This window comes from Mycobacterium sp., assembly GCF_965229105.1.
GTDB lineage: Bacteria > Actinomycetota > Actinomycetes > Mycobacteriales > Mycobacteriaceae > Mycobacterium.
Genome location: NZ_OZ245858.1, coordinates 1,132,596 through 1,158,619 on the forward strand (window position 1 = coordinate 1,132,596; position 26,024 = coordinate 1,158,619).

Below are 26,024 nucleotides of genomic sequence, written 5' to 3' on the forward strand. Positions count from 1 at the left end.
TCGACCAGCTAACCTGATTACCTTCGCTTTCCCCAACTTTTCGCGGACGCTTTCGGCGAATCTGTGGATAGCGGCAAGGAGTCTGCCTGCATGTCGACCCACTCTCGGAGGCGCTTTTTGGGTGCCGCTGCCGGAATCGCCGTGGGAGCGATCGGTGTCGGGTGCGCCGATCTGGGATCGCGACGTGACCGCCCCGATAACCGGGCGCATTACGACGCGATTGTGGTCGGCAGCGGCTATGGCGGCGGTGTGTCGGCCCTGCGACTCGCGCAGGCCGGCGTGGACACGCTGGTTCTGGAGAAGGGGCGATTTTGGAACAGCCCCGACAGCGACGGTAAGAGGTTCTCTCGGATGCTGCCCGCCGACACCAGGGCGGGTTGGTTCTCCGATGTCCCGCCGAGCTTGGTGCCGTCGTATCAAGGCATTTCAGTGGCCGATGTGGCCAGAAACGCTCCGTCGCCACAACCTGTACAAGCGGGAGTCTGTCAGAAGGTCACCCACGGCGCCCATCAGGTCTATCGCGGAATCGGTGTCGGCGGAGGGTCTTTGGTCAATGCGGCCATCGCCGCGATACCGACGGTGAGCCAGGTCGGGGAGGCTTTCCCCGATATCGACGCCCAACAGTTCCTCGGCACCTACATCGACCGGGCCAAGAACATGCTGCGGATCAACTACCGCGATATGGATTGGTTCGAGCAGACACCGTTTTACCAGTATGCGCGGGTGGGTCGTCAATACGCGGCGGCGGCGGGATATCCCGTCGACTACAACGGTAGTGCATATTCGTTCGACTACATGAAACAGGAAGAGGCGGGCCAGGTTCCGCGCTCGGCACTGGACTTTGAGCAGCAGTATGGAAACAACTACGGCCGCTTCGGCAGTGTCGACCAAACCTATATCGCCGCCGCGCTGGCCACCGGCCGTGTCAAGATCCGCGCGCTCACCGAGGTGACGGGCATCCGGCGGGAAAGCTCCGGGGAGTACGTGGTGTCGGTGCGGGAGATCGACCGGTGGGGCCAAGAGGTCGCACGGGATGAAATCGGTTGCGATCAATTGCATCTCAATGCCGGAGTGCTGGGAACCACCGAGATATTGTTGCGAGCCCGCGAGACGGGAGCGCTACCAGATCTGAGCGACGAGGTCGGCCGCGGCTACGGCAACAACGGGGACATCATGGTTTCTCACCGGCTCAAGGAAACCGACCCAGCGGGAACCCAGCAGTCCCTGCTGGGGATGATCAATATCGACGGCCGCGAGGATCCGGACAACCCGGTGTACGCCAGTGTGTTCTCGATCCCGTTGCCGATTGAAACGTTCGCTTTGGGCTACTACGTCATGGTCAAGACCGGTGACCGAGCCGATATCACCTATGACCGGGGCGCCGATACTGTCGCCATCGACTGGCCTGAGGCTTATACCGATCATCTGCAGGAGCGGGCGAAACTCGTCTTCGACAAGGTGACCGGGGTCAACGGCGTGGAATACCGCGACGATATCTTTGAGGGAAAAGTGTTTGCGCCGAACACCGTTCACCCATTGGGTGGCTGTGTACGGGGTAAGGCCACTGACGGCTACGGCCGGGTGAAGGGATATGACCAGCTGTTCGTCAACGATGCTTCGCTGATCCCTGGCCATATCGGCTGCAACCCCTTTATGACGATCACCGCACTCGCTGAACGGAACATCGAAGGCGTCCTGCAAGGACGCACCTAGCCCACGTGCTCGGCCTTCATCGAGACGTTCTGACAAGGCAGCTGTGACATGACACCGGGGGCGTCGGCATTGCCGACGCCCCCGGTGTCCCCCTCGTAGGGGCCCTGCCTATTTACCTAGGACGAGGTGCCATTGGCGCCGTTCGCGCCTGCGGTCCCGCCGGCGCCGCTGGCTCCCGTGCCACCCGTGCCACCGGTCGCTCCGGTGGCACCCGTGGTTCCGGTGGCACCGGTGCTGCCGGCCTTACCGGCCGTACCGGTGCTTCCCGCGGTGCCGGCCTTGCCGGTACCGCCGAGGAACCCGCCGCTACCTGCCTTACCGCTGGCCCCGCCGGTTCCGCCTGCGCCTGCCGCGCCGCCCGCAGCGCCGGTTCCGCCAGCGCCACCTGTGCCACCTGCGCCGCCAGTTCCGCCAGCGCCACCTGCGCCACCTGTAGCGCCGGATCCGCCTGCGCCACCGAGGCCGCCGACGCCCAGTACGCCGCCACCGCCTGCGGCGGAGCCACCTGCGCCGCCGACTCCTCCGTTGCCACCGTCAGCGCCCGCACCGCCGGTTCCGCCCGCCGCACCGGTTCCGCCGGTTCCGCCGTTGCCGCCGGCCTGGCCGTTGCCGCCGGTCCCACCGGTTCCGCCCGCACCGCCGTTACCAGCTGCGCCGCCGCCACCGAAGATTCCGCCGGTGCCACCGTTACCACCGGCACCCGCAGGTCCGCCAGCAGTGCCCGCTGTACCAGCCGTGGTGCCGTTGGTGCCGGCTCCGCCCGCTCCGCCCGCTTCACCGGTGCCGCCCTGTTCGCCGGACGCGCCGATTCCGCCACTGCCGCCGGCTGCGCCGGCCCCGCCGATAGCTACTCCACCAGTCGAGACTGCCGTGCCGCCGGCACCACCGGCGCCGCCGGTCGTGGTACCGGTTCCGCCCGCGCCGCCGACCGCACCGGCACCACCGATGGCGGTATTGCCGGCACCGGTTGTCGCAGCAGAACCACCGGCTCCGCCGACGCCTCCGTCTGCACCCGGGGTACCGGCACCGCCTGCAGCACCGGCACCGCCGGTGACCAGCGGAGCGCCTACGGCGGCTGCCGTGCCGCCCGCCCCGCCTGCGCCACCCGGGTTACCCGCGCCGCCGGCTACTCCGTTGCCGCCCGTGGCGACCCCCGCCACACCTGCTGCGCCGGCAGTGCCCGGATCGCCGGAGGGTGTCGGGTTCACCCCGTCAGCGCCGTCGCCGCCGACTTCAGTGCCGTCGGCGCCTGTTGTACCGTTTGCAGCCGCTGCTCCGCCTGAGGTGCCTGCTGTGCCAGCCAGTCCGGCACCACCGACACCGCCGGCGCCGCCGCTACCGAATATCGCCAGCGAGCCAGCGCTTCCACCATTGCCGCCTGCCCCGCCGATCCCGCCCGTGCCGCCGGCGCCGCCGGTGCTGAAGTGCGCCAGGAGGCCGGAGTTTCCACCGTTACCACCCGCTGCACCGAGTCCGCCCGTGCCACCGGCACCGCCGCTGGCGAAGTGTGCCAGCAGGCCGGAGTCTCCACCGTTACCACCGACTGCACCGGCACCACCGGTGCCGCCTGCGCCACCATTGCCGATGAACAGTCCAGCGGTACCGCCGTTGCCGCCGGCAACGCCGTCCAGGCCTGACCCGCCTGCGCCGCCGTAGCCGATCAGCAGGCCGGCGTTACCGCCGTTCGCGCCGGTACCGTCCGCGCCGTCGACGCCGTTGGCGATGAAAATGTTGACGATGGGGATTTGACCGGCGATGCCGATCAGGCCGTAGAACGGCTGACCGGCAGGAGCGGCGAACACCGCTGCCAGAGCGTTCGGCGTCGGCACGTTCTGCGTAATAGCGAAGCTGTCACCGATCAGGCTGCTCGTAGTGCCACATCCACTGGGTAGCAGTGCGCACGCGCTGCTGACCGGCGACAATGACGGACTCACTGCAGGTGCGGCTGATGCTGTGCCAGCACCGAACGCCAACGCAGCCCCGGCGCCGGCGAGGGCAATTCCTGCGGCAAAGGGGTAGGCGGAATTTTTCATTTTGAGCTCCTTATTTTGGCTCAGATGAGCCGACTGCATCATTGGGCTTGTCTAGGTGATCCACACCGCCGGCTGCCGCTCCTGTAGCGAAGCGTTCCCCTTTGCTATCAGCCAAGTGTGTATGCATGTAAACATACGCGCATTCGTGTGTGCGTGCAATCAGTTCGAAATATCGCTACTCTCGGCTGGTTCGTTGGACCAGGGTCGGTCAAACCGCAACGACGGAAAATGGGTTTGTCATGCCAACGTCAGTGGACACGGCACAAGACTCCGACCGCGGGGAACTGACATCATGGTGGCAGTACGTCGTGACGGTGACCGGCAATGTCTCGCAGAAAGCCATCGCCGCTGCTACCGGCATCGATCAGTCCAGCATCTCGCGGTGGCAACGCGGAACTACCCCGCGAGCCGAAGCTGTGGTTGCCCTCGCCAGGGCTTACGCGCGATCGCCGGTCGAGGCCCTGGTTGCTGCCGGCTACTTATATAGCGACGAGCTGGGGGTGGTTGAACTTACGACACTGACAGGCGATCTCCGCGGCGCGTCGGTTGACTCATTGCTGAGCGAACTTCGAAATCGCGCAGTTACCGGAACTCCACTCAGCCGCCGGGGTGGCCGGGCGGCTGATCCGCAATGGGGCCGTATGGACGTCGCCGGGCAAATCACCAGCGCGTAGATCGACGCGTTACGGCCAGCTCGGATTTCGGGGTCGGCCGGTAACCCGAACTCCAGCTGCGACACGCGTCACACAAATCGACGAGTTATTGGTGATGGGAACGGTGGGTTCCTGGGCTGGACCGCACCGGGACGAACGTCGCACGCACGGCTGGCGCGGGCGCGCAGGCCGCGGCGATCGACAGAGTGCAGATGCCATCGCCACGATGAACCGCGCACCCACGCATATCGTCCGCTGGTCCGATCACCCTCAGCCGCAACGATATTCGGTTCTGCGACCCCGCCCCGGGCCGGCCACCTCGGCGCTGAGCTGGAACGATCGATACCAGCGAGCACCCGATCACCGGCTCGGGTACCTTGACTGCGCCCATTCGCGGTATGACTGTCAGCCCCGGCGGCGCAATCGATTTCGTCGCCTATATGACACAGCGATAAGTGCGCGTGTCAATATCGTTGATCCCCGCACCTGTACAGTCACCGGCAACCGTCGCCATCGGCGGGTCTGTTACGAAACTTCTACTCAGCGGCAAAGGTGACCGCGTCTACGTCGTCCACGGCGCGGAGATCGCCGCGATGTGCACCGCGACGCGAGAGATCATCGACACCGTCGCCGCCGTCGCCGAGCCGACCTGCAGTACCGAAAGCCAGCACGGGAAGCGAATTTAGGTTGCCGACTTCTCGGCCGGCCGTTCTCCGTAACACCGACCACCTGCCTCGGGCGGGTCCAAAACGAGGGTGAGGTGTGAGGTTGCGCGACTTGACCGACGCGGAAATGCTCAAGGAGCTCGAGCCGGCAGCCGAGGATGGCATCAACCGGCATTTGGCCGTGGCCACCGAGTGGCATCCGCATGATTACGTGCCGTGGGATCTTGGCCGCAACTTCGCGGCAATGGGTGGTGTCGATTGGTCTGAAGAACAATCGCAGCTGAGTGAGGTCGCCAAGGCGGCGATGATCACCAACCTCCTTACCGAGGACAACCTGCCCTCTTACCACCGCGAAGCCGCAGAACACTTCACCCTCGACAGCGCATGGGGGACGTGGGTGGGCCGTTGGACCGCCGAGGAGGCTCGGCACAGCATCGCCCTGCGTGACTATCTTGTCGTCACCCGCAGTGTCGATCCGGTCGAGCTTGAGCGCGCCCGGATGGCACACATGACCAACGGATTTGGGGCGACTGAGACGGAGGAGGAACAACACAAAACGGACTTCCTGCTGTCCCTTGCCTACGTTTCTTTTCAAGAGCTCGCCACCCGGATCAGCCACCGCAATACCGGCAAGGCCTGCAATGAACCCGTCGCCGACCGGTTACTTCAGCGCGTCGCTGCCGATGAGAACCTGCACATGATTTTCTATCGGAACATGTGCGGCGCGGCCCTTGACCTAGCGCCCGACCAGGCGCTGAAAGCCGTCGCTGCTGTTGTGGAAAACTTCCGGATGCCCGGCCAGGGCATGCCCAACTTCCGCCGCAACGGTGTGCTGATGGCCAAACATGGCATCTATGGCCCGCGCCAACATCTCGACGAAGTCGTCACCCCCACCCTGCGTGCCTGGCGCATCCTCGAACGAGACGACTTCACCTCGGTGGGTGAACAACGGCGCGACCAACTCGTGGCTTACCTGGCCAAACTCGAATCTCAAGTGGTCAAATTCGAAGATCAACGCGACCGCCTCCTGGCCCGTCAAGCGCGGAAAAACGTACCGCAGCCGATCTGACGCAGCCGCTGCGGCGGCTTTCGTTCGCAGACAAATCCGGCCCCGATGGAATCGGAGCCGGATTGGGTGGGTGAGTTACTCAGCAGCCTTCTGGCGCGCCTCGGCGGCCTTCTCCGCGGCCCGTGAAGCCTCGGCTTCGGCCTCTTTCTTGGCCACGTCGCGCTGCGCCTCAGCCTTGTCCTGCTGCGCGCGGCCCTCTTCACGCAGACCGTCCTGACCACTGACAATGCCGATGACCTCTTTGGCCTTGCCCTTGACGTCCTCGACTACGCCCTTGACTGCCTCTTCGGGTCCACTGTCGCCCATGATCGTCCTTCCGTCGTTGGTGTTGACCGGGCTAATACCCAGTGCGTCCGAAGAACGAAACCCGACTGTGGCCGCGGTCACTCCTGCGTGCTGAGAAGCGCGTCGGGGAGGGTGGCGTACACCGCGATGATCTCGGTGATGCCGGTCAGGGCGAGCGGCCTGGCAGTGGCCGGTCCATGGGCGACGACGGCGAAGGGGAGATCGACACCAGTCGCGTCGCTCGTGGAGATGAGCACGCTCATCCCGGCCGAGCCCAAGAATTCGACGGCGGTGAGGTCGACGATCAACGCCGACGGCTGGGCACCAAGTGCTGCGTCGACCGCGCCCTGCAGGGTGTCAGCGGTCAACATGTCCAGGGCGCCGGCTACCGACAGCACTGCAATACGCCCGGACCAGGTCTGCTCGACGGTGCAATCGGACGCCGCGGTGACGCGCTCGGATGCGATGGAATGGTGTGCCATGGTGACCTCGCAATCGCTCAGGGGAGTTCGAGAACGGACGGCGGGGCGGCGTCCGCGAACACCGCCCCGCCGTCGGTTCAAGAAGGGGAGGGTCAGAAGTAGTGGCGCCGACCGCCCACTGCGCGGCCCGTGGAGCCCATGACCGCGAGTACGGCGCCAATGACGAGCAGGATGATCCCGATGGTCCACAGGATCGAGATCTTGAGTACGAATCCGGCAATGAGGAGGACGAGTCCGAGGACGATCATGAGGCGGCCTTTCTGAGCTGCGCCGACTAGCGCTTCCTGGGCCGAGCGAGTGCTCGACGCTGAGGCCTACTCCACCACCCCAAAGGGGGGTGCCGGTACACCCCTAGGGAGGTAATGTTCTCCCCGTGTCCGAACAGCGAAAGTCCCCGATCACCGTGGCACTTGTCGACGACTACGACGTCGTGCTGATCGGCGTGGCGAATATGTTCGACAGGTACCGCGACCGGGTGATCGTTGCCGAAATCGATGCGAACAAAGGCGTCGTCGACGATGTCGACATCGTCCTCTACGACTCGTTCGCCCAACCGGAATCCGATCACGAAGAGATCGCCACCCTGGTCGCCAATCCACGGGCCCGCCGAGTTGTGGTGTACACGTGGAACTTTCATCCTGATCTGATCGAGAGCGCGCGAAAGCAGGGTGCCCACGGGTATCTCTCCAAGACGCTGCCCGCGCGGGATCTGGTTGCCGCGCTAGAGGCGGTACATGCGGGTGACACGGTGATCAGCGATGTGCCACCGCGGACCCGCACTGCTGTTGGGCTCGACTGGCCCGGCCGCGGTGAAGGGCTCAGTGACCGGGAGTCGGAAATCCTGGCACTGATCACGCAGGGGAAGAGCAATGCCGAGGTGGCCGCACTGACGTACCTGAGCCCCAACACCGTCAAGTCCTACATCCGGACGATCTACCGCAAGATAGGTGTCGGTAGCCGGACCCAGGCGGTGCTCTGGGGCGTAGAGCATGGCTTTACGCCCGATCATCACCGCATCGACCATTGGCGCGGTGGCCCGTAGGAGCTCTCCCGCGACGAGTCGAACTGCTCAGTTGTCGCCTGGGACCGCGGTCGCCGGCGTGGGCGCCTTGACCGTCGGGGTGAACTTGTTGCCGCCGCCCGGTTCGAGGCCCTTTTCCGTTGGCGTCGCGGACGGCGCCGTGGTGGTGGTCGTCGTGGAAGTGGTCGGTGCCGGCTTCTCCTCTTTGGAACAGGCAGAAAGTCCGCACATGGCGGCGAGCGCGATGGCTGCCGTTGCGGCCGCCACGCGGCGACCAAGTGTTCGGCGAGTGCTCATGAGTGCAGTCCTCTCAAGTGACTAGGTTTGACCGGGCTCGATTCCGCAACGTTCACGGAAGTCCTTGAGGGGCTGGCGGATAGCTTGGAGCTCGGCCTTCGCCTGCGGGTTGCCCTCGAGATAATCCTGCACTCGGGGCCGAATTTGATCCAACGGTTGCCCTTTGAGCCCGGTGAAGAACGCGTTGATGTCCGGATGGGTGAAGAGGTAAACGCTCATCGAGGCAGACACCCCTGCGGCGACCTGCGCTCGATCACCCGCGGTGCAATTAGGTGGTGGGTCGCCCAGTGCGGGCGCGGCAATGGCCAGCGCCGTGGCGCCGGCGAGTAGCGCACCGCAGATCACACGTCGGGCCCGCGGAGCGCTGAACATCATTGTCATGGTCTGATTCCTTTGCCTCAGGGGGACTGCTGTTCTGGGCTGGCTAGCCTCGACCGGGTCTGCCGCCGCCTCCGCCGATGATCGGGCCACCGCCCACCCCCGGACCACCGGGGCCACCGGGACCACCGGGTCTGACGGGGGGCAAGTCGATGTAGATCTGTGGGTCCCAGTCGTCGTAGTAGGCGCAGAGCGGGTCGGCATTACTGCACGGATACGGGTCGAAGGTTGGTGCAGGTGCGGAACCGCCGCGGACGGTTCCGGTGCTGGAGCACAGGGTGCTTCCGCCGCTGTAGTTGCAGTCGGCGCTCGCCGAGGGCGCCCCCACGATTCCCAGGGTGCTTGCCGCGCTCAGTATCGGAAGCAGGTACACCAATTGCCTTTTCACGATGACCCCCGTCGTCGACATCGGCTCCGAACGATCGCGAGATTACTCTTCCACGGCCAGAAATAACGCGTGTGTAGGAAATCAGTTCTTGGCTTCTGCAGACTTAGGCTGTGGGGCGAGATGTAGCAAATTTGACCCTTGATGAATTCATATAGTCCTCTTACCCAACGTCTTTGCGTTCGCGACGATTTTCTCGTGGGGATCCGATCCTGGTGTTATGTTCGGCCCATCCTGCGACCGAGCTGGAGGGGCAATGTCGTCGAATTCTCAGTGGAGCACGCCTGCGGCGATGGCCATCCCGAAGGAGGGGTACTTCGAGATTGAGCGGGGGCGCTACGGGCCCACCTACCCCAGAACACCTGCCTGCTATGGCTTTTCGATTATCGCCAAGGTCAAAGAAGGCCGCGAGGAAGCGGTTCGGGCCTACGGTAAGCAGATCGAAGAAACCATCGCGGCCAGTCCCGAGGCGTTGGCACCTCTCAAGCTGCACTACTTGCGGTGGAATCTTTTCGATATCGGCTCTGGGCTGCACTTTCAGTACATGGGCATCTTCGACACCGATTTCGACAAGTACACCGAGGACGCGATCAAGTTGTTCAGCGCCACCGGGGTCACCACCGTATTCACGAATCTTGAAGGCTTCCCAGAGGATTGGAAGACCAACCCGGAGGCGTTCATCTCATTCGTCCGCGACCACCAGTGCCCGAGCTTCCTGGAATACGGCGAATACCCCTACGTCACCGCTGATGAGATCAAGAAAGCGTTGCGCCTCAAAGACGCATTCTCGACCATGCTCGACCAGATGCAATAGCGGCGATGCTCGAGTTCGACGATATTCAGCACATACTGCTGACCCGCACCCCGGCGATGACGGGGCGCTATGAGTTCCTGTCCTTCGAGGACCCGGCCGGGGGGAGGGCCTGGCTCTCGGAACTGATCGACAGGGTGGATTCGGCCTCGACCGCGCTGGCGTCGATGGATAGCACAGACCGGTGGATCACCGTGGCGTTTACCTGGAACGGGTTGCGCGCGTTGGGAGTACCGGACGTCTCGCTGGCGACATTCCCGGACGAGTTTCGCGAGGGGATGGCTTCTCGCGCTGACATCCTCGGGGATACCGGCAGCGCGCATCCGGACAACTGGATCGGTGGCCTGGCGGGTGATGATCTGCACGCCATCGTCATCCTGTTCGCCCGTGACGACGCCGAACACGCGCGGTGTATCGCCGAGCACGACAAGCTGATCTCGCGTTGTCCAGGGGTGCGGAGTTTGTCGGTCCTTGACCTGAATGCAACCCCGCCGTTCAACTACGCACACGACCATTTCGGGTTCCGTGACCGGTTGTCCCAGCCGGCGATCGAAGGATCCGGTGAGGATCCGACGCCAGGATCGGGCGTGGCACTCAAACCGGGCGAGTTCATTCTGGGCTACCCGGATGAGGAGGGGCCGCCCGTCAACCTTCCGCAACCGGAGGTGCTCTCCCGCAACGGCAGCTACATGGCCTACCGCAGACTCCAAGAGCATGTCGGTCGGTTCCGCGACTATCTGCGGGACAAAGCACCGACTCCCGACGGCCAAGAGCTGCTCGCCGCGAAGTTCATGGGCCGCTGGAAAAGTGGTGCGCCTTTGGTACTGGCACCTGACCGCGACGATCCCGAGCTTGGTGCCGATCCGTTGCGCAACAACGACTTCAATTACAAAAATGAAGATCCGCAGGGGTATGCATGCCCGCTGGGCTCCCACGCGAGGCGCCTCAATCCTCGGGATACCGCGCACAATATGAACCGTCGCAGAATGATCCGACGGGGTGCTACCTACGGACCAGCGCTTCCCGACGACGCGCCCGATGACGGCGTGGACCGCGGCATCGCCGCATTCATCATCTGCGCCAGCCTGGTGCGGCAGTTCGAGTTCGCCCAGAACGTCTGGATCAACGATCGCAGCTTTCACGAACTCGGCAACGAACACGATCCGATCTGCGGAACCCAGGACGGCACACTCGATTTCACCGTGCCCAAGCGGCCGATCCGCACGGTACACAAAGGGCTCCCGGCGTTCACCACCCTCAAGGGTGGTGCCTACTTTTTCCTGCCAGGTATCAACGCCCTCCGCTACCTGGCTGCTCTGACCTAGAAAGGGACAGTGCGATGAACGCTAAAGCGCAGGCACGTACCTACAACCAGTGCCACGTCCCGCGCAAGCGTAACGGTCAGCGGCGCATCAGCATCTACTGGACGTGGAGCTACCCATGGGAAGCTCAACGCGGCGCCACCACAATGGAGAATCGCTTCTCGACGATTACCGAAGTTCGGAATGCGTTGTGGCCCAGCTACGAAATACCCGAGTACGACGAAGCGCACTTTCTACAGGGCATCGCAGGGACGCTGGAGTTGTTCCATCGGTCGACATTGGCCTTCCAACAATTGGCCGGTGACACCACAGGCCATCCCGTGGCGGTCTTTCAGCGCATCGACCAGGCCGGGTACCGACTGCCGATCGACGAACGCATCCTCGATGACACCGACACGCTGATGGTGTTCGGGCTCGATCATCTGCTCTCCGAACAAGAAGCCGCACCCCAGGAGATCGAGGCCATCCAGACGTGGCTGCACCGCGAGGGCACCTGCCTGCTGTTGGCGCCACACCACGACGTCGGCTTCACCGACGATTACGCGCAACGCCAAGTCGAATACGCCCATCATGGTGACCCCCTGGTCCCACGCCAGCAACGGTTTGGGCAATACACCCGATCGTTGATGAAGGCGCTGGAGGTACCCGTCCACAACACCTGGGGACTGCGGCCCGCCGTCGTCGATGGCACCACCGAGATAGCACCGCTGGCCGCGTTCCGTGACCTTGACGCATTACACCTGCTGGACAACGTCACCACGCTGAACTTCCACCCACACCTGCCGCACTACGAACTCACCGCCGCGGCCAGCGCATCGCTTCGGGTTCTGGGCCGCCAACGTGTCGACCCGAACCGACCGCACCCCTTCACCGACGCCGGAAACACCGCCTTCAACGCGCTGATCTGGCTGCCACCCAAGGCGCAGCGCTCCGGTGACATCGTGCTGATCGACTCCACACACTTCACTACCCTCTTCGGCGGAACCGACAGCCTCAAAAACCTGTGGCACAACCTCGCCAACGCGCCGATGGGCTGATCCCCGGGAAGCGGGTTACTTTCCCAACCCCTTCAGCGCCGCCGCCTTCGCGGAGTTTGCGGCCGGGAATCCGGCGTAACCGCTGGAGTGGTAGATCACCTCGGCCAGTTCGTCCTCGGTCAGTCCGTTCTGCTTGGCGATCCGAAAGTGTGATTCGAGTTCTTCTTGGGCGCCCAGTGCGATCAGGATCCCCAAGGTGACCAGGCTGCGGTCCCGGCGGGCCAGTCCGTCGCGGGTCCACAGCCGTCCGAAGATGCCCTCAAGGCCGATATCCATCAGTTCGCCGGCGAAACCTGCCGAGCCGAAGTCGACCTTGTCGTTGGGAACGTCGTCGGGCAGCATGCCGGGCAACATCTCCCGCAGCACCTGAACGCCCTGGTCACGTAAGTTAGTCATACGAACTACTTTCGCACAGGATCGCCGCCGATCACACCGGTGCGACGTAGCCCACAGGGCCTGAGGCCAGGCATACCGAAAGCGCCGCGGTATCGGCACGTGCGGTGATGGTCTTACCCGCACCGGAAAGACGCACGAACACCCGATTGAGGCCTGGATGCACCGGTACCTTCGCCTCGGTGCCTTCGTCGAGCGACAGGGTCATCGATCCGTTGCTGTTGGCCAGGTAGTTGATCTCGGTGGTCCACTCCGCAGGCAGTAGGGGCCCGTCCAGTGGAATCTGCACCGGCAATTCGGTCTGCACCAGATAGCCGCACTGCGGTGTCGGCCCGGGCGCCATGGTGCGCACCCAGGTGACCTTGGCATCGACAAGCCGACCCGACATGTCCAACATGCGCAATTCTGTTGTGCTGGTGCTGAATTCAGGACGATCTCGCAGCAGGGCGAACATATGGCTGGTCAGGTTCTCCGGCCAGGCCACCCGTTGCAGCACCAGCGGGTCGACTTCCTGATCCAGCATCGGCGCGTCGGAACGGGACTGTGCCGTGGCTAGGCCGAGCCGGGCGTTGTCCAGATAGGACTTCGTCGGATTGTCCTGCCAACTGATCAGGAACGTCGACGTCGAATACAGACTGCTGGCCAGAAACGCCACCGAGGCCGCTGACGTGATGGCCGTTCGACGCGCCGATGCGTTCAGCCACTGTGCATTAGGCCGGTTCGGCGCGCAGAACGCGACCGCGGCCAGCAGTGTCAGGACTACCACCAGATCGGGCAGGTAGCGCAGGGTCTGGGCCAGTTCCAGCGCGGTGAATTTCGACGACCGCATCAGGTAGATCGGCACCTGGCAGGCGATCGCATACCCGACCGCGACACACCACACCGCGCCTATCCGTTGTTTACGGATCAGCGACAGTGTCACCGCGGCAGCCACTGTCAGCCAACCAAGCACCATCACGGCCAGCGGTGGTGTCGCCCACGGCGATGCCGGCGCCCATCGCTGCCATTCCCAAGGGCCACCGGCCAGCCCGGGCACGATCCCGTGAGTGATCGAGCGCTGCAATAGGTTCCATGTCATCGGTAGATCTGAACTCCACCGCTGCTGGTCCACGACCACGATGTACAGGACGATCCAGGCGGCGGTCAGCGCCAGCATCGCCACCCACAGCCGGACACCCCGCCTCCACACGACCCGCAACGGCTGCTGCTCACCTCTGACGTATTCGAGCAGCGCTGCGACGGCGAACGCGACGAAGGGGATGACCGCGGCCTTCTCGAAGAACAGCAGGCCCCCGAAGAAGACCAGCACGCCCGTGATCGCATATCGGGGATTTCCGCTGCGCACCAACAGAATTGCATCACCACACACCCACGCCAGCGCGGCCACCATCGGCAGCGAATTCAAGGCGGCGGCCCACCACGAGAAACCGGGAACACCCAATGGGGTGAACAACGCGAAGGTCAGCGGCAGCAGCAGCACGGGGCGCCACCCAAGGATCACCCGCAGAGTGCGCAATAGCGCCAGCGATGCCACCAACTGCAGCACTACCAGGCTGATCGCCGGCCCCCACCAGTTCAACGGTGACAGCCGGGTGATTGCGCCTGCGGCGAGGAAGGCGCCGGGCATCACGTGGCCGTCGTGATCGTCGAACAGATATTGCCCGGACAGCAGGTTCTGCGTGCCCGCCCGGCCCACCAGGATCAGGTCATCCCAGTAGAAGTAGCCGCCGAAGGCCAGCACCGCGCGGACCACCAGCGCGACCGCGATCAGAGCGCAGGCGCCACCAGCGACGGCGTTGACGGATCGACGGGCAAGCATGCGTCTTTCATACCCTCGGTATCGTTGGCGCAATGCGCGCACTGGTCACCGGAGCAGCCGGCTTCATTGGATCGACCCTGGTCGATCGCCTACTCGCCGACGGGCATTCTGTCGTCGGACTCGATAATTTCGCCTCCGGGCGGGCCGGCAACCTTGAACACCTCGCCGATGAGCCGGAATTCTTCTTCGTGGAAGCCGATATCGTCAGCTCCGACCTGAACGCGATCCTCGATGAATACCACCCCGAGGTGGTGTTTCACCTGGCTGCTCAGATCGACGTGCGGCATTCGGTCGCCGATCCGCAGTTCGATGCCTCGGTCAACGTCGTCGGGACCGTCCGCCTCGCCGACGCGGCGCGGCGCGCGGGGGTCCGCAAGATCGTGCACACGTCCTCCGGTGGGTCGATCTACGGCACGCCGGAGGAGTTCCCCACCAGCGAAAAGGTGCCCACCGACCCGTCGTCGCCGTATGCGGCGGGCAAGGTCGCCGGCGAGGTCTACCTCAATATGTTCCGCAACCTGTACGGGCTGGACTGCTCGCATATCGCGCCGGCCAACGTCTACGGGCCCCGCCAGGATCCGCACGGGGAGGCCGGCGTCGTCGCCATCTTCGCCCAGGCGATGCTCTCCGGGAAGCCCACCAAGGTGTTCGGCGACGGCGGCAACACCCGCGATTACGTGTTCGTCGATGACGTGGTCGATGCGTTCGTCAAGGCGTCCGGCACCGCCGGCGGCGGGCTGCGGTTCAACACCGGTACCGGGGTGGAGACCTCCGACCGGCAACTGCACACCTCGGTCGCCGCAGCCGTCGGCGCCCCCGATGACCCCGAATTCCAGCCGGCGCGCCTCGGTGACCTGAAACGGTCCTGCCTGGACATCAGCCGTGCCGAAGAAGTGCTGGGCTGGCGTCCGGTGGTGGGGCTCGACGAAGGTGTCCGCCGCACGGTGGAGTACTTCAGGAACCGGGAGAACTAGGCGGACGTCGCCGACTGTGCAGGAAGCCGTCGCGAATTCAGCGCAATCGCACCGATATCCTGCACACGCTAGGAGGCGTCCGTTGTTGGCTGGGTCGGACGTTGCGCGCCTTCCAGCGCCACCGCCCGCGCCAGCCGGGCGTACTTGAGCTCCAGATCCTTGAACCGCAGGTAGGTGCTCAGCGTGGTGAACACGAACGCGATGATCAACGCGTATTCCATCAGGTCGGCGCCGCGATCGACGCCGAGCCAGTTGGCCACCACCGTGGTGTCATCGGGCCGCAGAATCGCATAGACCGCCGCGAAGACGAAGAGCACGTAGCCGACCTTCACCCAGGCCTTGGATTTGGCGCTGGTCCGTGAGCGCAGCAGGTAGACCAGTAGGGCCAGGATCGCCAGGATGAGCAGCGCCTGAATCCAATTCATCGTCGCATCCGCCCTCTCAGGAAACCGTCGAAGATGATGTTCACGCCATTGAGCAGCGGCTGGCCCTTGCTCAGTGAGTAGTCGGTGTAGAGGATCTCGACGGGCTCCTCGGCCGCGCGCCATTTGTTTTCGACGATGAGCGCGATGATCTCGCTGGCATGGCTCATCCCGTTCATGGTGATGTTGAGGCCGTCAGCGACCGTCTTGTTGAACACGCGCAGCCCGTTGTGGGCATCGGTGAGGCCCAGCTTCCGGCTGCTCGGGCTCAGCAGGGCGGCCGCCTGCAGAATCACCCGCTTCAGGACCGACATCCGCGGCGGGGGACCTTGTGCGAATCGGGTGCCGATCACGATGTCGACGTCCTCGGTGCTGAGCCGCTCGATCATCGACACGACATCTTTGACGCGGTGTTGTCCGTCGGCGTCGAACGTGGCGAATACCGCCGCGCCGGGTTGGCTGCGGGCGTATTCGATACCGGTCTGGATCGCCGCGCCCTGACCGAGGTTCACCGGATGTTTGACGACGTGCGCGCCGGCCGCCAAGGCGGCTGCTGCGGTGTCGTCACGGCTGCCGTCGTCGACGCACACCACGTTGGCGAAGGTAGAGCGGACTTCGGCGATCACCTCGCCGATGACGCTCGCTTCGTTGAAGGCGGGGACGACGATCCAGACGTCGGAATAGGGCGTTTCGATGCCCACAGGCTACGCGCCGGTCATGTCCGCATCGATCCGGACGCGGTCATCACAGCACCGCGTCGGCCAGGCGGTCCAACTGGTCGATGTCAGCGACACAGGGATAGAAGACGAGTCCGTCGAAGCCCAGGTCGCGGTAGGCGCGGACGGTCTCCATCGCATCCTGGGGCGCGGTGAGCATGTCGGCAGCGTTGAGGGCCGCGTAATCGGGATTGAAGCCGTAGTAGCGCTGCAGGTGCGCGCGACCGGCGTTGACGGTGTCGGCGTCGCCGAAGGTGAAGTTGACGCAGGCCTGAAGCCACGGGCGCTGCGTGCGGCCCGCCTCCGTCCACGCCGCTCGCACACGCTCGGCGATCACCGACTGGCTGGCGTATTCGCGCAGCGCCCCCGCAGTCCAGCCGTCGCCGATCGTCACGGCCCGGCGAAATGACGCGTCCACCCGCCCACCGAAGAGCAGCGGAATACGCACCGGTGCCGGGCAGAGCGCCCTGTCACCGGTGATGACCTTGGCGTCGCACGCCTCGCGCAGCAGGGCGGCGACCTCGTCGAGGATGCGCCCGCGCCGCCGAAAGTCCACCCCGACGGCGGTGTAGTCGTCGGTCCGATTCCCGATGCCCAGACCGAGGGTGAGCCGACCACCGGACGCGTCGGCGAGAGTGGTGGCCTGCTTGGCCAACAGCACCGGCGGATACAACGGAGCTAGTAAGACATTGGTCATCAAAGCGATATCGGTGGTCACGCCCGCGGACACCGACAGTGCGATGATCGAGTCGAGGCCTTCGTAGACCAGTCGGTCGATCGCGGCCAGCTGGGCGAAGCCGCGCTGCTCGGCTCGGCGGGCCCACTCGGCGGTCAACGGCCCCGCAACGTGCGCGATGTGGCTGGGCAATCCGATTCCGATGTGCATGGGTGGTTACTCCTTAAGGGTTCATTGATTCGAAGATGTCGGCGTAGTGGTTGTCGCGACTGGCGAAGCGCGCGCGTGCAGCGGCATCAACAACGACCTCGACCGCGTCGGGCCGGTTTTGCAGAAGCGAAAACGTCTCGGCGACAAAGGCATCCAATGACATCGCGTCGGCGCCGTCGCGTTGCCCGGCGAGCATGTCGGTCTCCACCCGCGGCGGAATGATCTCGATGACCTGGACCGGGGTGCGGCGCAATTGATGTCGCAGCGACTCGGTGTAGGCGTGCAGACCCGCCTTGGTCGCCGAGTAGCTCGGCGCGTCTGCTTTGGGTACGAACGCCAAAGCAGAGGTGACGTTGACAATCGCGGCGTGCTGCTGTCCGAGCAGCGTGGGCAGCAGTGCCGCGGTGAGTCTGATGGGCCCCACCAGGTTGACGGCCACCGTGGATTCGGCGATGTCAGTCACCCCGCCGGTCCGCAGATCCTCGGTCTGCATGACGCCCGCGTTGTTGACCAGGACGTTCAGGCCGGGGTGGCTGTCGACAAGTTCGACGGCCAGGTTGGTGATGCTGGCCCGGTCGGCCAGATCCAGTTGCCGCCATTCGATGCCCGGGTTGGCGCTGGCGATGGCCTGTAGCGGCTGTCGACGCCGACCGGCGATCACTACCTGGTTGCCGGCCCGATGCAGGGCTTCGGCCAGGCCGCGGCCGATTCCGCTGCCGCCACCCGTGACCAAGACGGTGTTGCCGGTGATGTCCATGACTCCAGGCTGCTGGTTACCGCACCTCAACACCCATCATCTGAGCAGATACGTATAGAAATCCTCATTGGTATCGCCGGAAGCGCATCATTTACTTCATGCTCGATCAATTAGACGCACAAATCCTGCATGCCCTGCAGCTCGCACCCCGGGTGTCGTTTCGCCGGATCGCCGCCGTGGTCGAGGCCACTGAGCCGACGGTCGCCCGGCGTTACCGCCGGCTGCGCCGGGATGGCGTGGTGCGCGTGGTCGGGCTGGAGAACCAGCGGGTGGACGGCGACGCCAGCTGGGTGTGCCGAATGCGTGCCGCACCTGACCGCATACCGCAGCTCGCCGAAGCCCTGGTGCGTCGGCCGGACGTGTCCCACGCCAATGTGCTGGCGGGATGGACCGACCTGGTGTGCGTCATCCGTGCCTCACTGAGTGATGACAGGGAGGATTTGCTCCTGCGGTTACTGCCACGAACGACCTCGGTCACCGACCTGACCATCGACCTACTGCTGCATACGTTCGGCCGCCCTGCGAGCGCACCGTGGACCGGCTACGGCCAGACGCTCTCCGATCGCCAGGCCGAGGAGATCCTGGCCGAGCGGACGGTCCCGATCTCCTTCGATCGACTGTCGCTGCCCGTGCCCGAGGACCGGCCGATCCTCGAGGCGCTCGCCGAGGACGGTCGAACGCCGCAGTCGAAGCTCGCCGCACGCGCCGGCTGGTCGGTGGCGCGGGTGGGTAGGCGAATGGCGGCACTGGAGGCGTCCGGCGCGCTGCTCTACGACGTGGACGTGTTGTCCGAACGACTCGGCTACCAGCTCAGCGCCATGCTGTGGCTGACCGTGGCGTCCAGCGCTTTGGACCGCGTCGGCGAACGCATTGCGGCGCACTCCCAGATTGCGTTTGCCGGCGCAACCAGCGGAGCCAAGAACCTGATGGCGATTGCTATCTGCCGAGACACCGACGATCTCTACCGGTATCTCAGCGAGGAACTCGGGCAGATCGAGGAGATCCGCAGCTACGAGGTCGACATCCGCACTCAGCGACTCAAGCAACACGGATCGCTCGTGACCCACGGCAGGCTGGTCAATCCCCGTCCCACCCGCACTGCGCGCTGAACGTCCGATCCTTCTCTGCCGCAAAGAAATTGCCGCAGAGGCTCGCCTTCTGCTCGGTTCAGGTTCCGTTGGTTAGGCTGTCACGGCCAGGTACTCGGCTCAGCGCCGCCAGATGTACCGCGATCCCGACGACCGGCCCGCACAGCAGCGCGATGATGGTGCGGGTCTGCAGTTCCAGCGGCAGGGTCAGCAGGAGCGCGGACGCGACGGTCGCACAGATCCACCCGACGGAATAGGCGCGATGCAGGGCCGCCGCGGCTGCCGCGGCGCCGGTGATCGTCAGCAGCGCGATGGCCACCGCGCCGGCGGTCAGCCAGGCCAGCAGCGTTCCACTGGCGATGTACTCCGAACCGAACCCTGTGCGCAGCAGCCACGGTCCGGCCCACCAGGCCAACACCACCCCGACGGCCCCGACCGCGATCACCATCGCGCCAGGGCCCAACAGCGCCCGTACGCGGTGTTGTCGTTGGTCGACGAAATGCGCAATCAGATTGCCCTGCATCGCCGTCAGCGGGACCAGCAGTGGGGCGCGGGTCAGCGTGACCGCAAGAATCACCACCCCGCCCGCGGAACCCAAGTCCCCTGAGGTGGCCTTCAGTAGCACGGGGAAACCCATCACCAAGATCGCGCTGGCCCCCGCAGCGGCCACTGCGTGGCCGGCACCACGCAGGAACGAGCGGGTGTCCTCGTATGCGACGAGGTGTGCGGCGATGCGTGTGGTTGGCGAGGCGAGTAACAGCAGAAGCCAGGCAATCGCGCCGCCGACGGTGGCCCACAAAAAGCCGACCAGACCCCACCCGATCGCAACGGTTGCCACCGCGACAGCGACCCGGATGACGGCATCGGTCACCATCAGCGCGCCGTACTGCGCCCAGTGGTTATTGCCCGCCAGCATGCCCAGCAAGGTGGTGTGCACGCAGAAGCCAGCCAGTCCGACAGCGAGCAGCACCACCGACAGCACCCGCGATTCGGCGAACACATGCGATAACCACAGGGGAGCGGTCACCGCGATCGCCACCGCGGCGAGCAACCCGACGACGCCGCCGACACGGAGCGGCCTGGTGATCGGGCGGTGCGACGGATCGACATGCTTGGCCAGCCGGATCTCGCGGGTGGTCTGTTGCAACAAGCCAAAGGCAGCGCCGCTCACCAGACCGAAAGCGCCCCAGAACACGCCGAATATCGAGAAGCCGGCGGGATCGAGATCGCGGGCCGCCAGGTAGAGCACGGCGTAACCGCACACTGCGGTGACAGCGGTGGCGACCCCGACTTTGGCGACGCTACTGCGGGTGACCGGACCGGTCGGTACAGCGGCGTCTGTCACGAACCGTTTTCCAAGGGCGGGACCGCAGTTGAGTACAGCCAGGCATCCCACAGTGGGCGCAGTGAGGTGTCGGTGTAGCTGGCGGCCAGCCCGGTGAAATCGTCGGTCACGGCGGTGGAATGGCGGTAGCGCGCCGTCCAATCCTGAAGCAGCGCAAAGAATTTCTTATCCCCGATGACGCCGCGCAGCGCGTGCAGCGTCAACGCACCACGTTTGTAGACCCGGTCGTCGAACATATCTCGCGGGCCGGGATCGGTGAGCAGCAGATTCTGCGCCGAGCCGCGCAGACGCTGGTGGTACTGGCGGGCCAGGCCGTCGGCGCTGAGGGCACCGGACTCCTGCGACCACAACCATTCGGCGTAGCAGGCGAAGCCTTCGTGTAGCCAGATATCGCGCCAGCGCCGCACCGTCACGCTGTTGCCGAACCACTGGTGCGCCATCTCGTGGGCGATCAGTCGCTCCGAGCGCCGAGAGCCGTCGCAATGGTTGGCGCCGAATATCGAAAGCCCCTGCGCCTCAAGGGGAATTTCCAGGTCGTCATCGGTCACCACGACGGTGTATCCCGACGACAGGGGGTAAGGGCCGAACAGTTTGACGAATAGTTTCATCATCTGGGGCTGTCGGGCGAAATCGTGATCGAAGTTGCGCTTCAATCGAGCCGGAAGCACCCCGTAGAGGGGTACCACCGATTTGCCCAGCTTGTAACTCTCATACATGCCGATCTGCAACGTGGCCAGATACGTCGACATGGGCTCGGCCTGCTCGTAGGTCCACGTGGTGAGACCCGCGCGGACCCGGCGGGAAACCAACTCGCCGTTGGCAATTGCCCGGTAGGGGCTGTCGGTGCTGATCTGGATCCGGTAGCTGGCCTTCGCGCTGGGGTGGTCGTCGCAGGGAAACCAGGACGCCGCGCCGTTGGGTTGGCCCGCGACCAGCGCGCCGTTGGAGAGCTCCTCGAAACCGACTTCACCCCAATAACTTCGAATGGGTTTCGGCGATCCGCCGTAGCGGATAACAATCTTGAGCATGGCGCCGGCCGGCAGTGGGGTGGCCAGAGAGATGTTCAGCTTGTCGCCCGAGGTGCTGAAATGTTGTGGCCGCCTGCCGTTCACCGACACCTTGGAAACCGCAAGGGCGTGCGACAGGTCAAGGGAGAAGGTGCGCAGCGCCGCGAGCGTAACCGCGGTGATGGTGGCCGTACCGGACAGTCGGTTGATCGCGACCTTGTACTCCAGGTCCAACTCGTAGCGCGACACCCGGTAGCCGAAGTTACCGTTGTCGGGCAGGTAGGGGTCGATCACTGGCGCATCGGCCGGTTTCTTCTTTCTCACGCGGCAGGCGCTTTAGGGCTCGGGTCGGGGCTTGACTTCGCCGCTTCGCGGGCCTTCTTTCGTGGAACCGGCCACGGCGCAATCGGATTGCCCTGCCAACGGCTGTGTGCCGGGACTTCGTCGCCGCGCATCACCAGCGACGCAGGCCCGACGGTTGACCCGGCACCCAGCTTCGAGGCGGGCAGGGCCACGCAGTGCGTGCCCAGCGTCGCGCCCTCTTCGATGATCACAGTGTCCAGGCGCATGATGCGATCGTGGAACAGGTGGGTCTGCACGACGCAGCCCCGGTTGACGGTGCTGCCTTTACCGAGGGTGACCAAGTCCGCCTCAGGGAGCCAATAGGTTTCACACCACACGCCACGGCCGATCTTGGCGCCCAGGCCGCGTAGCCACAGGTTCATCACCGGGGTACCGCTGGCGGCGCGGGCGAACCACGGTGCGGCGACGGTCTCGACGAAGGTGTCGGATACCTCGTTGCGCCACACGAACGAGGACCATAGGGGATGCTCGACTGCCCGGATCCTGCCGATAACAACCCATTTCGCCAGTACAGCGATCCCACCTGCGACGGCTCCCGCCACCAGCAGCACTACACCGCCCAACAGTGCGGTCCAGCCGAAGCCGAAGTTGCCCGCCAATGACTGCAGAGCGGCCAGCACCCCCACGCCGATCAGGAAGGTCACCATCATCGGGATCAGTCGGCAGGTCTCGACCGCACCGCGCATCACCTTCAACCGCGTCGACGGGTGGAATGTCCGCAGCACATCGGCTGCGGTCGGCTGGCGCCGCAGCCGGACCGGCGGACTGCCCAGCCACGACGATCCACGCTTGGCCTTGTGTGGGGTGGCTGACAACACGGCCACCAGACCGTCCTCGGGGACCCGGCGTCCCGGTTGGGTGATGCCGGAATTGCCCAGGAATGCCCGCTTCCCGATGGTGGTCTTGGCGACGTGGATCCAGCCGCCGCCCAGCTCATAGGACGCGACCATGGTGTCATCGGCGAGGAAGGCGCCGTCTTCGATGACCGTGAATTTCGGCGTCATCAACGCAGTGGAGATCTCGGTGCCCTTGCCGACCGACGCGCCAAGGAGCCGCAACCACCATGGTGTCAGGAGGCTGGCGTAGAGCGGGAACAGGTAGTTGCGGGCGGAGTCCATCAGCCGTTCGGTGGTCCACAGCTGCCAGCCCACCCTGCTGCGCACCGGGTGGTATCCCTCGTTCATCGCGACCGACATCAGCCGCACCCCGATCACCGTCGCGCCCGCGTAGACGAACACCGACACCAGGGTCGCCACCGGCACCCACGGCAGCGCCGACACGATAGCGTCGCCCAGCGTCGCCGAATCCGCCATCGCCACGGCCAGGACTGCGAAGCCGACAGCCAACGCGACCAACGGGATCGCGCCGAGCAGTATCGACGTCAGGCCGTACATCGCCACCCAGACCGGCGCCCTCGGCGGCCGGTGATCGGGCCATGGATGGCGGGCCTTACCGGACTTCATCGCCGGTGAACCCATCCAGTACTGACCGTTCTTGACCTTGCCGACCACCCCGGACCCGGCTGCGACGTCCGCGTTCTTCCCGACGACCGCGCCGGGTAGCAGTGTGGTGCGCGCGCCGATGGTGGCGTCATTACCGATGGTGATGGTTCCGACATGGAACAGGTCGCCATCGATCCAGTGCCCCGACAGATCGACCTCCGGCTCGATGGAGCTGCGGTGGCCCAGGGATAGCATCCCGGTCACCGGGGGCGCCGAATGCAGATCCACGCCCTTGCCGACCTTGTTACCCAGCGCGCGGGCGTAGTACACCAGCCACGGCGCGCCTGCCATGTTCTCGGCGCCGCTGGCATCGGCCAGACGTTCAGCCAGCCACACCCGCATGTGTTCGGATCCGCCGCGACGGTAGGTGCCGGGTTCGAGTGCGGAGAGCAGCATCTGGGAGAACAGCACCGCGATGCCCATTCGGCCGAACGGGCTGATGAAGGCGATGAATGCGGCGACGACCCACCACCAACTGATGGGAACAAGCCACGGCATCGGATGAAATGCACTGACCACGTTGTTGAGCAGGGCCAGCCACGTCACCCACTGCAATGCGGTCAGCGTGGTCAACGGCAAAGACAGCGCCACCTGCGCTGCCTGGGTGAACAGCGGGGTCGGCTTCACATCCCGTGGGACGACCGTGATCGGTGGATCCAGTTCGTCGAGGAAACCGGCCAGCGAACCGAGCCGGGGATGGTCCATCAGCTCGGCGACGGTCAGTGTGGGATAGCGCTGGCGCAGCGCGGCGACCAATTGTGCCGCCGACAGCGAGCCACCGCCGAGGGCGAAGAAATCGGCTTCCGGTCCGTCGATTCCCGCGCCGAGGACGTCGCGCCACAGACCGGCCAGCCACCCCATGGTGCCGCCGAGATCGGGTTCCTCGTCTTCCGCACCTGCGCCTGGTGGGGGCCAGGGCAGCGCGTTGCGGTCCACCTTGCCCGACGTGCGGGTGGGCAGTTCGTCGAGCAGGACCAGCCGCGGTACCAAGGCCGCAGGCAGCGACTCGCTCAGCGCGGCGCGCGCGGCGTTGACGTCGAACGCCGGGTCGGCGCTGGCGATATAGCCGACCAGCAGCGGGGTGCCGCTGGCGGTCCGGCGGACCGCGGCCGCGCCACCGGACACCCCGGGCAGGTTGACCAGCGCAGAATCGACCTCGCCGAGTTCGATGCGCCGACCGCCGACCTTGACCTGATCGTCGGCGCGGCCCTGGAAGTACAGGCCGTCTTGTTCCAGCCGGACCAGGTCACCGCTGCGATAGGCCCGATTCCACTCCAACGTCGGCATGGCGGCGTATTTTTCGGCGTCTTTTTCCGGGTCTAGGTAGCGCGCCAGCCCGACGCCACCGATCACCAGCTCGCCTATCTGACCGATCTCGACGGGATTACCGGCCTTGTCGACCACGGCGAGGTCCCAGCCCGGCAGTGGCAACCCGATACTGACCGGGCTGCGGCCATCCAGTTTCGCGGCGCACGCCACCACGGTGGCCTCGGTGGGGCCGTAGGTGTTCCACACCTCACGCCCGTCGACAGCCAACCGCTCGGCGAGCTCGGGCGGGCAGGCCTCACCACCAAAGATCAACAGCCGCACCGCTTCCAGTGCTTCGGCGGGCCACAGTGCGGCCAGCGTCGGAACCGTCGACACCACTGTCACGTCCCGCGAGACCAGCCACGGGCCCAGGTCCATCCCGCTGCGGACCAGCGAGCGAGGTGCTGGCACCAGGCAGGCGCCATAGCGCCAGGCCAGCCACATCTCCTCACATGATGCGTCGAACGCCACCGACAAACCGGCCAGCACCCGGTCGCCGGGCCCGATCGGGTTGTCCCGCAAGAACATCTGGGCTTCAGCGTCGACGAAGGCGGCGGCGTTGCGATGGGTCACGGCCACGCCTTTGGGGGTACCGGTGGACCCGGAGGTGAAGATGATCCAGGCGTCGTCGCGACTCAGCGGTGCCGTCGCGCGCCAGCCGCGCGACGAACCCGTGCCGCGAATCAGCCCTGCCTCGGTGATCACCGCGACCACGCCGGCCTCGGTGAAGACGAGGTCGGCGCGCTCCGGTGGATCGTCGGCGTCGACCGGTACGTAGGCCGCACCCGCGGCGAGTGTCGAGAGGATCGCAACGTAGAGCGCATAGCTGCCCGACGGCATCCGGATGCCGATCCGGTCACCACGGCCGATGCCGCGGGCCGCCAGCCAGTTGACGCTGTCCTCGATATCGGCGATCAGCTCGCTGTAGGTGAGTTGAACCGTGCCGTCGTCAAGGGCCGGCGCATCGGGGAATCGCGCCGCCGTCTCATAGAGGATGTCGACCAGAGTCCGCGCTTCCGGCGCCTGCGCCGACAGGAGGTACTGCGCCGGAATGAGCCCCGCAAGTTCCGCTGCCACAGTAGGAAAATACTAAGCGGTATCGGTGACGCGCCCGCGCCGGACACGGTGAACGATGTCCGCCGCGACCCCGAAGGCCGGCGCAGCGGCGACATACCCCGTGTAGTACCCGCACTGCGGCGTCCCTTTACTGCCCACGGACGGGCCGCCGGTCACCGAAATGCCTGGTAGCGCAGTTTCCGCCACCGTTGCGGTGGGACTCGTTGGGAAAATGGG

At 65.2% G+C, this 26,024-nt stretch carries 26 protein-coding genes; 10 read left to right on the top strand and 16 right to left on the bottom strand.

From position 1 onward, the window contains the following. Positions 1-90: 90 nt before the first annotated feature. Complete coding sequence (locus ADBZ9O_RS05415) at positions 91-1,713, top strand: GMC oxidoreductase (protein WP_526529117.1); 1,623 nt, start codon at positions 91-93, stop codon at positions 1,711-1,713. Between the two features lie 116 nt (positions 1,714-1,829). Here ADBZ9O_RS05415 and ADBZ9O_RS05420 read toward each other — a convergent pair whose 3' ends face one another. Then, on the bottom strand, positions 1,830-3,746 hold the full coding sequence (locus ADBZ9O_RS05420) for a PGRS repeat-containing protein (RefSeq protein WP_526529120.1): 1,917 nt from the start codon (positions 3,744-3,746) through the stop codon (positions 1,830-1,832). 308 nt (positions 3,747-4,054) lie between these two features. On the opposite strand from ADBZ9O_RS05420, the gene ADBZ9O_RS05425 reads away from it, so the two are divergent. The 3 genes from ADBZ9O_RS05425 (at position 4,055) to ADBZ9O_RS05435 (ending at position 6,133) form a co-directional block, all read left to right on the top strand. Beyond that, positions 4,055-4,420 carry a helix-turn-helix domain-containing protein gene (locus tag ADBZ9O_RS05425; protein WP_526529122.1) on the top strand — a complete coding sequence of 122 codons (366 nt, stop codon included), beginning with the start codon at positions 4,055-4,057 and terminating at the stop codon, positions 4,418-4,420. A 440-nt stretch (positions 4,421-4,860) separates the two neighbouring features. After that, positions 4,861-5,085, top strand: a complete 225-nt coding sequence (locus tag ADBZ9O_RS05430) for a hypothetical protein (protein ID WP_526529124.1) — start codon at positions 4,861-4,863, stop codon at positions 5,083-5,085. Positions 5,086-5,191: 106 nt separating this feature from the next. Then, positions 5,192-6,133: an acyl-ACP desaturase gene (locus ADBZ9O_RS05435; protein WP_526532857.1), complete on the top strand. Its 942-nt coding sequence runs from the start codon at positions 5,192-5,194 to the stop codon at positions 6,131-6,133. 75 nt (positions 6,134-6,208) lie between these two features. On the opposite strand, the gene mbp1 is transcribed toward ADBZ9O_RS05435, so the two are convergent. The 3 genes from mbp1 to ADBZ9O_RS05450 form a co-directional block, all read right to left on the bottom strand. Then, on the bottom strand, positions 6,209-6,439 hold the full coding sequence (gene mbp1 / locus ADBZ9O_RS05440; protein WP_526532859.1) for a microaggregate-binding protein 1: 231 nt from the start codon (positions 6,437-6,439) through the stop codon (positions 6,209-6,211). A 77-nt stretch (positions 6,440-6,516) separates the two neighbouring features. Next, positions 6,517-6,900: an STAS domain-containing protein gene (locus ADBZ9O_RS05445; protein WP_526529126.1), complete on the bottom strand. Its 384-nt coding sequence runs from the start codon at positions 6,898-6,900 to the stop codon at positions 6,517-6,519. 92 nt (positions 6,901-6,992) lie between these two features. Then, entirely contained in the window at positions 6,993-7,148 is a 156-nt protein-coding gene (locus ADBZ9O_RS05450; protein ID WP_526529128.1) for a DUF6131 family protein, read from the bottom strand. Between the two features lie 125 nt (positions 7,149-7,273). On the opposite strand from ADBZ9O_RS05450, the gene ADBZ9O_RS05455 reads away from it, so the two are divergent. Next, entirely contained in the window at positions 7,274-7,942 is a 669-nt protein-coding gene (locus ADBZ9O_RS05455) for a response regulator transcription factor (RefSeq protein WP_526529130.1), read from the top strand. Between the two features lie 27 nt (positions 7,943-7,969). Here the strand turns inward: ADBZ9O_RS05455 and ADBZ9O_RS05460 are convergent, their stop codons facing one another. Genes ADBZ9O_RS05460 through ADBZ9O_RS05470 form a run of 3 tightly spaced genes read right to left on the bottom strand, consistent with a single transcriptional unit; the run spans position 7,970 to position 8,984 of the window. Beyond that, entirely contained in the window at positions 7,970-8,218 is a 249-nt protein-coding gene (locus tag ADBZ9O_RS05460; RefSeq protein WP_526529132.1) for a hypothetical protein, read from the bottom strand. A gap of 21 nt (positions 8,219-8,239) precedes the next feature. After that, on the bottom strand, positions 8,240-8,593 hold the full coding sequence (locus ADBZ9O_RS05465; RefSeq protein WP_526532861.1) for a hemophore-related protein: 354 nt from the start codon (positions 8,591-8,593) through the stop codon (positions 8,240-8,242). A gap of 49 nt (positions 8,594-8,642) precedes the next feature. Continuing rightward, positions 8,643-8,984: a hypothetical protein gene (locus ADBZ9O_RS05470; RefSeq protein ID WP_526529134.1), complete on the bottom strand. Its 342-nt coding sequence runs from the start codon at positions 8,982-8,984 to the stop codon at positions 8,643-8,645. A gap of 253 nt (positions 8,985-9,237) precedes the next feature. On the opposite strand from ADBZ9O_RS05470, the gene ADBZ9O_RS05475 reads away from it, so the two are divergent. From ADBZ9O_RS05475 to ADBZ9O_RS05485, 3 genes are read left to right on the top strand one after another with little or no spacing between them, the layout of a single operon-like run. Then, positions 9,238-9,795 carry a hypothetical protein gene (locus ADBZ9O_RS05475; protein ID WP_526529136.1) on the top strand — a complete coding sequence of 186 codons (558 nt, stop codon included), beginning with the start codon at positions 9,238-9,240 and terminating at the stop codon, positions 9,793-9,795. A gap of 5 nt (positions 9,796-9,800) precedes the next feature. Further along, positions 9,801-11,117, top strand: a complete 1,317-nt coding sequence (locus ADBZ9O_RS05480) for a Dyp-type peroxidase (RefSeq protein ID WP_526529138.1) — start codon at positions 9,801-9,803, stop codon at positions 11,115-11,117. Between the two features lie 14 nt (positions 11,118-11,131). Continuing rightward, positions 11,132-12,151, top strand: coding sequence for a hypothetical protein (locus ADBZ9O_RS05485; RefSeq protein WP_526529140.1), 1,020 nt, complete (start codon positions 11,132-11,134; stop codon positions 12,149-12,151). 15 nt (positions 12,152-12,166) lie between these two features. On the opposite strand, the gene ADBZ9O_RS05490 is transcribed toward ADBZ9O_RS05485, so the two are convergent. Next, positions 12,167-12,547: a carboxymuconolactone decarboxylase family protein gene (locus tag ADBZ9O_RS05490; RefSeq protein WP_526529142.1), complete on the bottom strand. Its 381-nt coding sequence runs from the start codon at positions 12,545-12,547 to the stop codon at positions 12,167-12,169. Positions 12,548-12,578: 31 nt separating this feature from the next. Beyond that, the gene (locus ADBZ9O_RS05495; RefSeq protein ID WP_526529144.1) at positions 12,579-14,363 is read right to left on the bottom strand and encodes a hypothetical protein; all 1,785 of its coding nucleotides are present in this window, start codon (positions 14,361-14,363) and stop codon (positions 12,579-12,581) included. Positions 14,364-14,395: 32 nt separating this feature from the next. Here ADBZ9O_RS05495 and ADBZ9O_RS05500 point away from each other — a divergent pair, with 32 nt between their 5' ends. After that, positions 14,396-15,337 carry a GDP-mannose 4,6-dehydratase gene (locus ADBZ9O_RS05500; protein ID WP_526529146.1) on the top strand — a complete coding sequence of 314 codons (942 nt, stop codon included), beginning with the start codon at positions 14,396-14,398 and terminating at the stop codon, positions 15,335-15,337. A 68-nt stretch (positions 15,338-15,405) separates the two neighbouring features. Here the strand turns inward: ADBZ9O_RS05500 and ADBZ9O_RS05505 are convergent, their stop codons facing one another. Genes ADBZ9O_RS05505 through ADBZ9O_RS05520 form a run of 4 tightly spaced genes read right to left on the bottom strand, consistent with a single transcriptional unit; the run spans position 15,406 to position 18,118 of the window. Then, the gene (locus ADBZ9O_RS05505) at positions 15,406-15,762 is read right to left on the bottom strand and encodes a DUF2304 domain-containing protein (protein WP_526529148.1); all 357 of its coding nucleotides are present in this window, start codon (positions 15,760-15,762) and stop codon (positions 15,406-15,408) included. Next, positions 15,759-16,460, bottom strand: coding sequence for a polyprenyl-phospho-N-acetylgalactosaminyl synthase PpgS (gene ppgS / locus ADBZ9O_RS05510; protein ID WP_526529151.1), 702 nt, complete (start codon positions 16,458-16,460; stop codon positions 15,759-15,761). The genes ADBZ9O_RS05505 and ppgS overlap by 4 nt, the downstream gene beginning before the upstream one ends. 43 nt (positions 16,461-16,503) lie before the next feature. Further along, on the bottom strand, positions 16,504-17,361 hold the full coding sequence (locus ADBZ9O_RS05515; protein ID WP_526529153.1) for an LLM class flavin-dependent oxidoreductase: 858 nt from the start codon (positions 17,359-17,361) through the stop codon (positions 16,504-16,506). Positions 17,362-17,374: 13 nt separating this feature from the next. Further along, positions 17,375-18,118, bottom strand: coding sequence for an SDR family oxidoreductase (locus ADBZ9O_RS05520; RefSeq protein ID WP_526529155.1), 744 nt, complete (start codon positions 18,116-18,118; stop codon positions 17,375-17,377). A 98-nt stretch (positions 18,119-18,216) separates the two neighbouring features. On the opposite strand from ADBZ9O_RS05520, the gene ADBZ9O_RS05525 reads away from it, so the two are divergent. Further along, on the top strand, positions 18,217-19,227 hold the full coding sequence (locus ADBZ9O_RS05525) for an Lrp/AsnC family transcriptional regulator (protein WP_526529157.1): 1,011 nt from the start codon (positions 18,217-18,219) through the stop codon (positions 19,225-19,227). Between the two features lie 58 nt (positions 19,228-19,285). Here the strand turns inward: ADBZ9O_RS05525 and ADBZ9O_RS05530 are convergent, their stop codons facing one another. The 3 genes from ADBZ9O_RS05530 to ADBZ9O_RS05540 are packed head-to-tail and all read right to left on the bottom strand — an operon-like array spanning position 19,286 to position 25,808. After that, positions 19,286-20,551, bottom strand: a complete 1,266-nt coding sequence (locus tag ADBZ9O_RS05530) for a polysaccharide biosynthesis protein (protein WP_526529159.1) — start codon at positions 20,549-20,551, stop codon at positions 19,286-19,288. Next, positions 20,548-21,882, bottom strand: a complete 1,335-nt coding sequence (locus ADBZ9O_RS05535; protein WP_526529161.1) for a M1 family metallopeptidase — start codon at positions 21,880-21,882, stop codon at positions 20,548-20,550. Before ADBZ9O_RS05535 ends, ADBZ9O_RS05530 begins: the two co-directional genes overlap by 4 nt. Continuing rightward, positions 21,879-25,808 (bottom strand): Pls/PosA family non-ribosomal peptide synthetase, encoded by a 3,930-nt coding sequence (locus ADBZ9O_RS05540; protein WP_526529163.1) that lies wholly within the window; start codon positions 25,806-25,808, stop codon positions 21,879-21,881. The genes ADBZ9O_RS05535 and ADBZ9O_RS05540 overlap by 4 nt, the downstream gene beginning before the upstream one ends. Between the last annotated feature and the right edge of the window lie 216 nt (positions 25,809-26,024).

What these genes read in the sequence shown, in the direction of transcription:
- ADBZ9O_RS05460 (WP_526529132.1), bottom strand. Translation starts at nt 8,218, where the DNA reads ATGAGCACTCGCCGAACACTTGGTCGCCGCGTGGCGGCCGCAACGGCA.
- ADBZ9O_RS05525 (WP_526529157.1), top strand. Translation starts at nt 18,217, where the DNA reads ATGCTCGATCAATTAGACGCACAAATCCTGCATGCCCTGCAGCTCGCA.
- ADBZ9O_RS05505 (WP_526529148.1), bottom strand. Translation starts at nt 15,762, where the DNA reads ATGAATTGGATTCAGGCGCTGCTCATCCTGGCGATCCTGGCCCTACTG.
- ADBZ9O_RS05435 (WP_526532857.1), top strand. Translation starts at nt 5,192, where the DNA reads ATGCTCAAGGAGCTCGAGCCGGCAGCCGAGGATGGCATCAACCGGCAT.
- ADBZ9O_RS05445 (WP_526529126.1), bottom strand. Translation starts at nt 6,900, where the DNA reads ATGGCACACCATTCCATCGCATCCGAGCGCGTCACCGCGGCGTCCGAT.
- ADBZ9O_RS05515 (WP_526529153.1), bottom strand. Translation starts at nt 17,361, where the DNA reads ATGCACATCGGAATCGGATTGCCCAGCCACATCGCGCACGTTGCGGGG.
- ADBZ9O_RS05500 (WP_526529146.1), top strand. Translation starts at nt 14,396, where the DNA reads ATGCGCGCACTGGTCACCGGAGCAGCCGGCTTCATTGGATCGACCCTG.
- ADBZ9O_RS05415 (WP_526529117.1), top strand. Translation starts at nt 91, where the DNA reads ATGTCGACCCACTCTCGGAGGCGCTTTTTGGGTGCCGCTGCCGGAATC.
- ADBZ9O_RS05480 (WP_526529138.1), top strand. Translation starts at nt 9,801, where the DNA reads ATGCTCGAGTTCGACGATATTCAGCACATACTGCTGACCCGCACCCCG.
- ADBZ9O_RS05490 (WP_526529142.1), bottom strand. Translation starts at nt 12,547, where the DNA reads ATGACTAACTTACGTGACCAGGGCGTTCAGGTGCTGCGGGAGATGTTG.
- ADBZ9O_RS05520 (WP_526529155.1), bottom strand. Translation starts at nt 18,118, where the DNA reads ATGGACATCACCGGCAACACCGTCTTGGTCACGGGTGGCGGCAGCGGA.
- ADBZ9O_RS05495 (WP_526529144.1), bottom strand. Translation starts at nt 14,363, where the DNA reads ATGCTTGCCCGTCGATCCGTCAACGCCGTCGCTGGTGGCGCCTGCGCT.
- mbp1 (WP_526532859.1), bottom strand. Translation starts at nt 6,439, where the DNA reads ATGGGCGACAGTGGACCCGAAGAGGCAGTCAAGGGCGTAGTCGAGGAC.
- ADBZ9O_RS05420 (WP_526529120.1), bottom strand. Translation starts at nt 3,746, where the DNA reads ATGAAAAATTCCGCCTACCCCTTTGCCGCAGGAATTGCCCTCGCCGGC.
- ADBZ9O_RS05465 (WP_526532861.1), bottom strand. Translation starts at nt 8,593, where the DNA reads ATGATGTTCAGCGCTCCGCGGGCCCGACGTGTGATCTGCGGTGCGCTA.
- ADBZ9O_RS05450 (WP_526529128.1), bottom strand. Translation starts at nt 7,148, where the DNA reads ATGATCGTCCTCGGACTCGTCCTCCTCATTGCCGGATTCGTACTCAAG.
- ADBZ9O_RS05485 (WP_526529140.1), top strand. Translation starts at nt 11,132, where the DNA reads ATGAACGCTAAAGCGCAGGCACGTACCTACAACCAGTGCCACGTCCCG.
- ADBZ9O_RS05475 (WP_526529136.1), top strand. Translation starts at nt 9,238, where the DNA reads ATGTCGTCGAATTCTCAGTGGAGCACGCCTGCGGCGATGGCCATCCCG.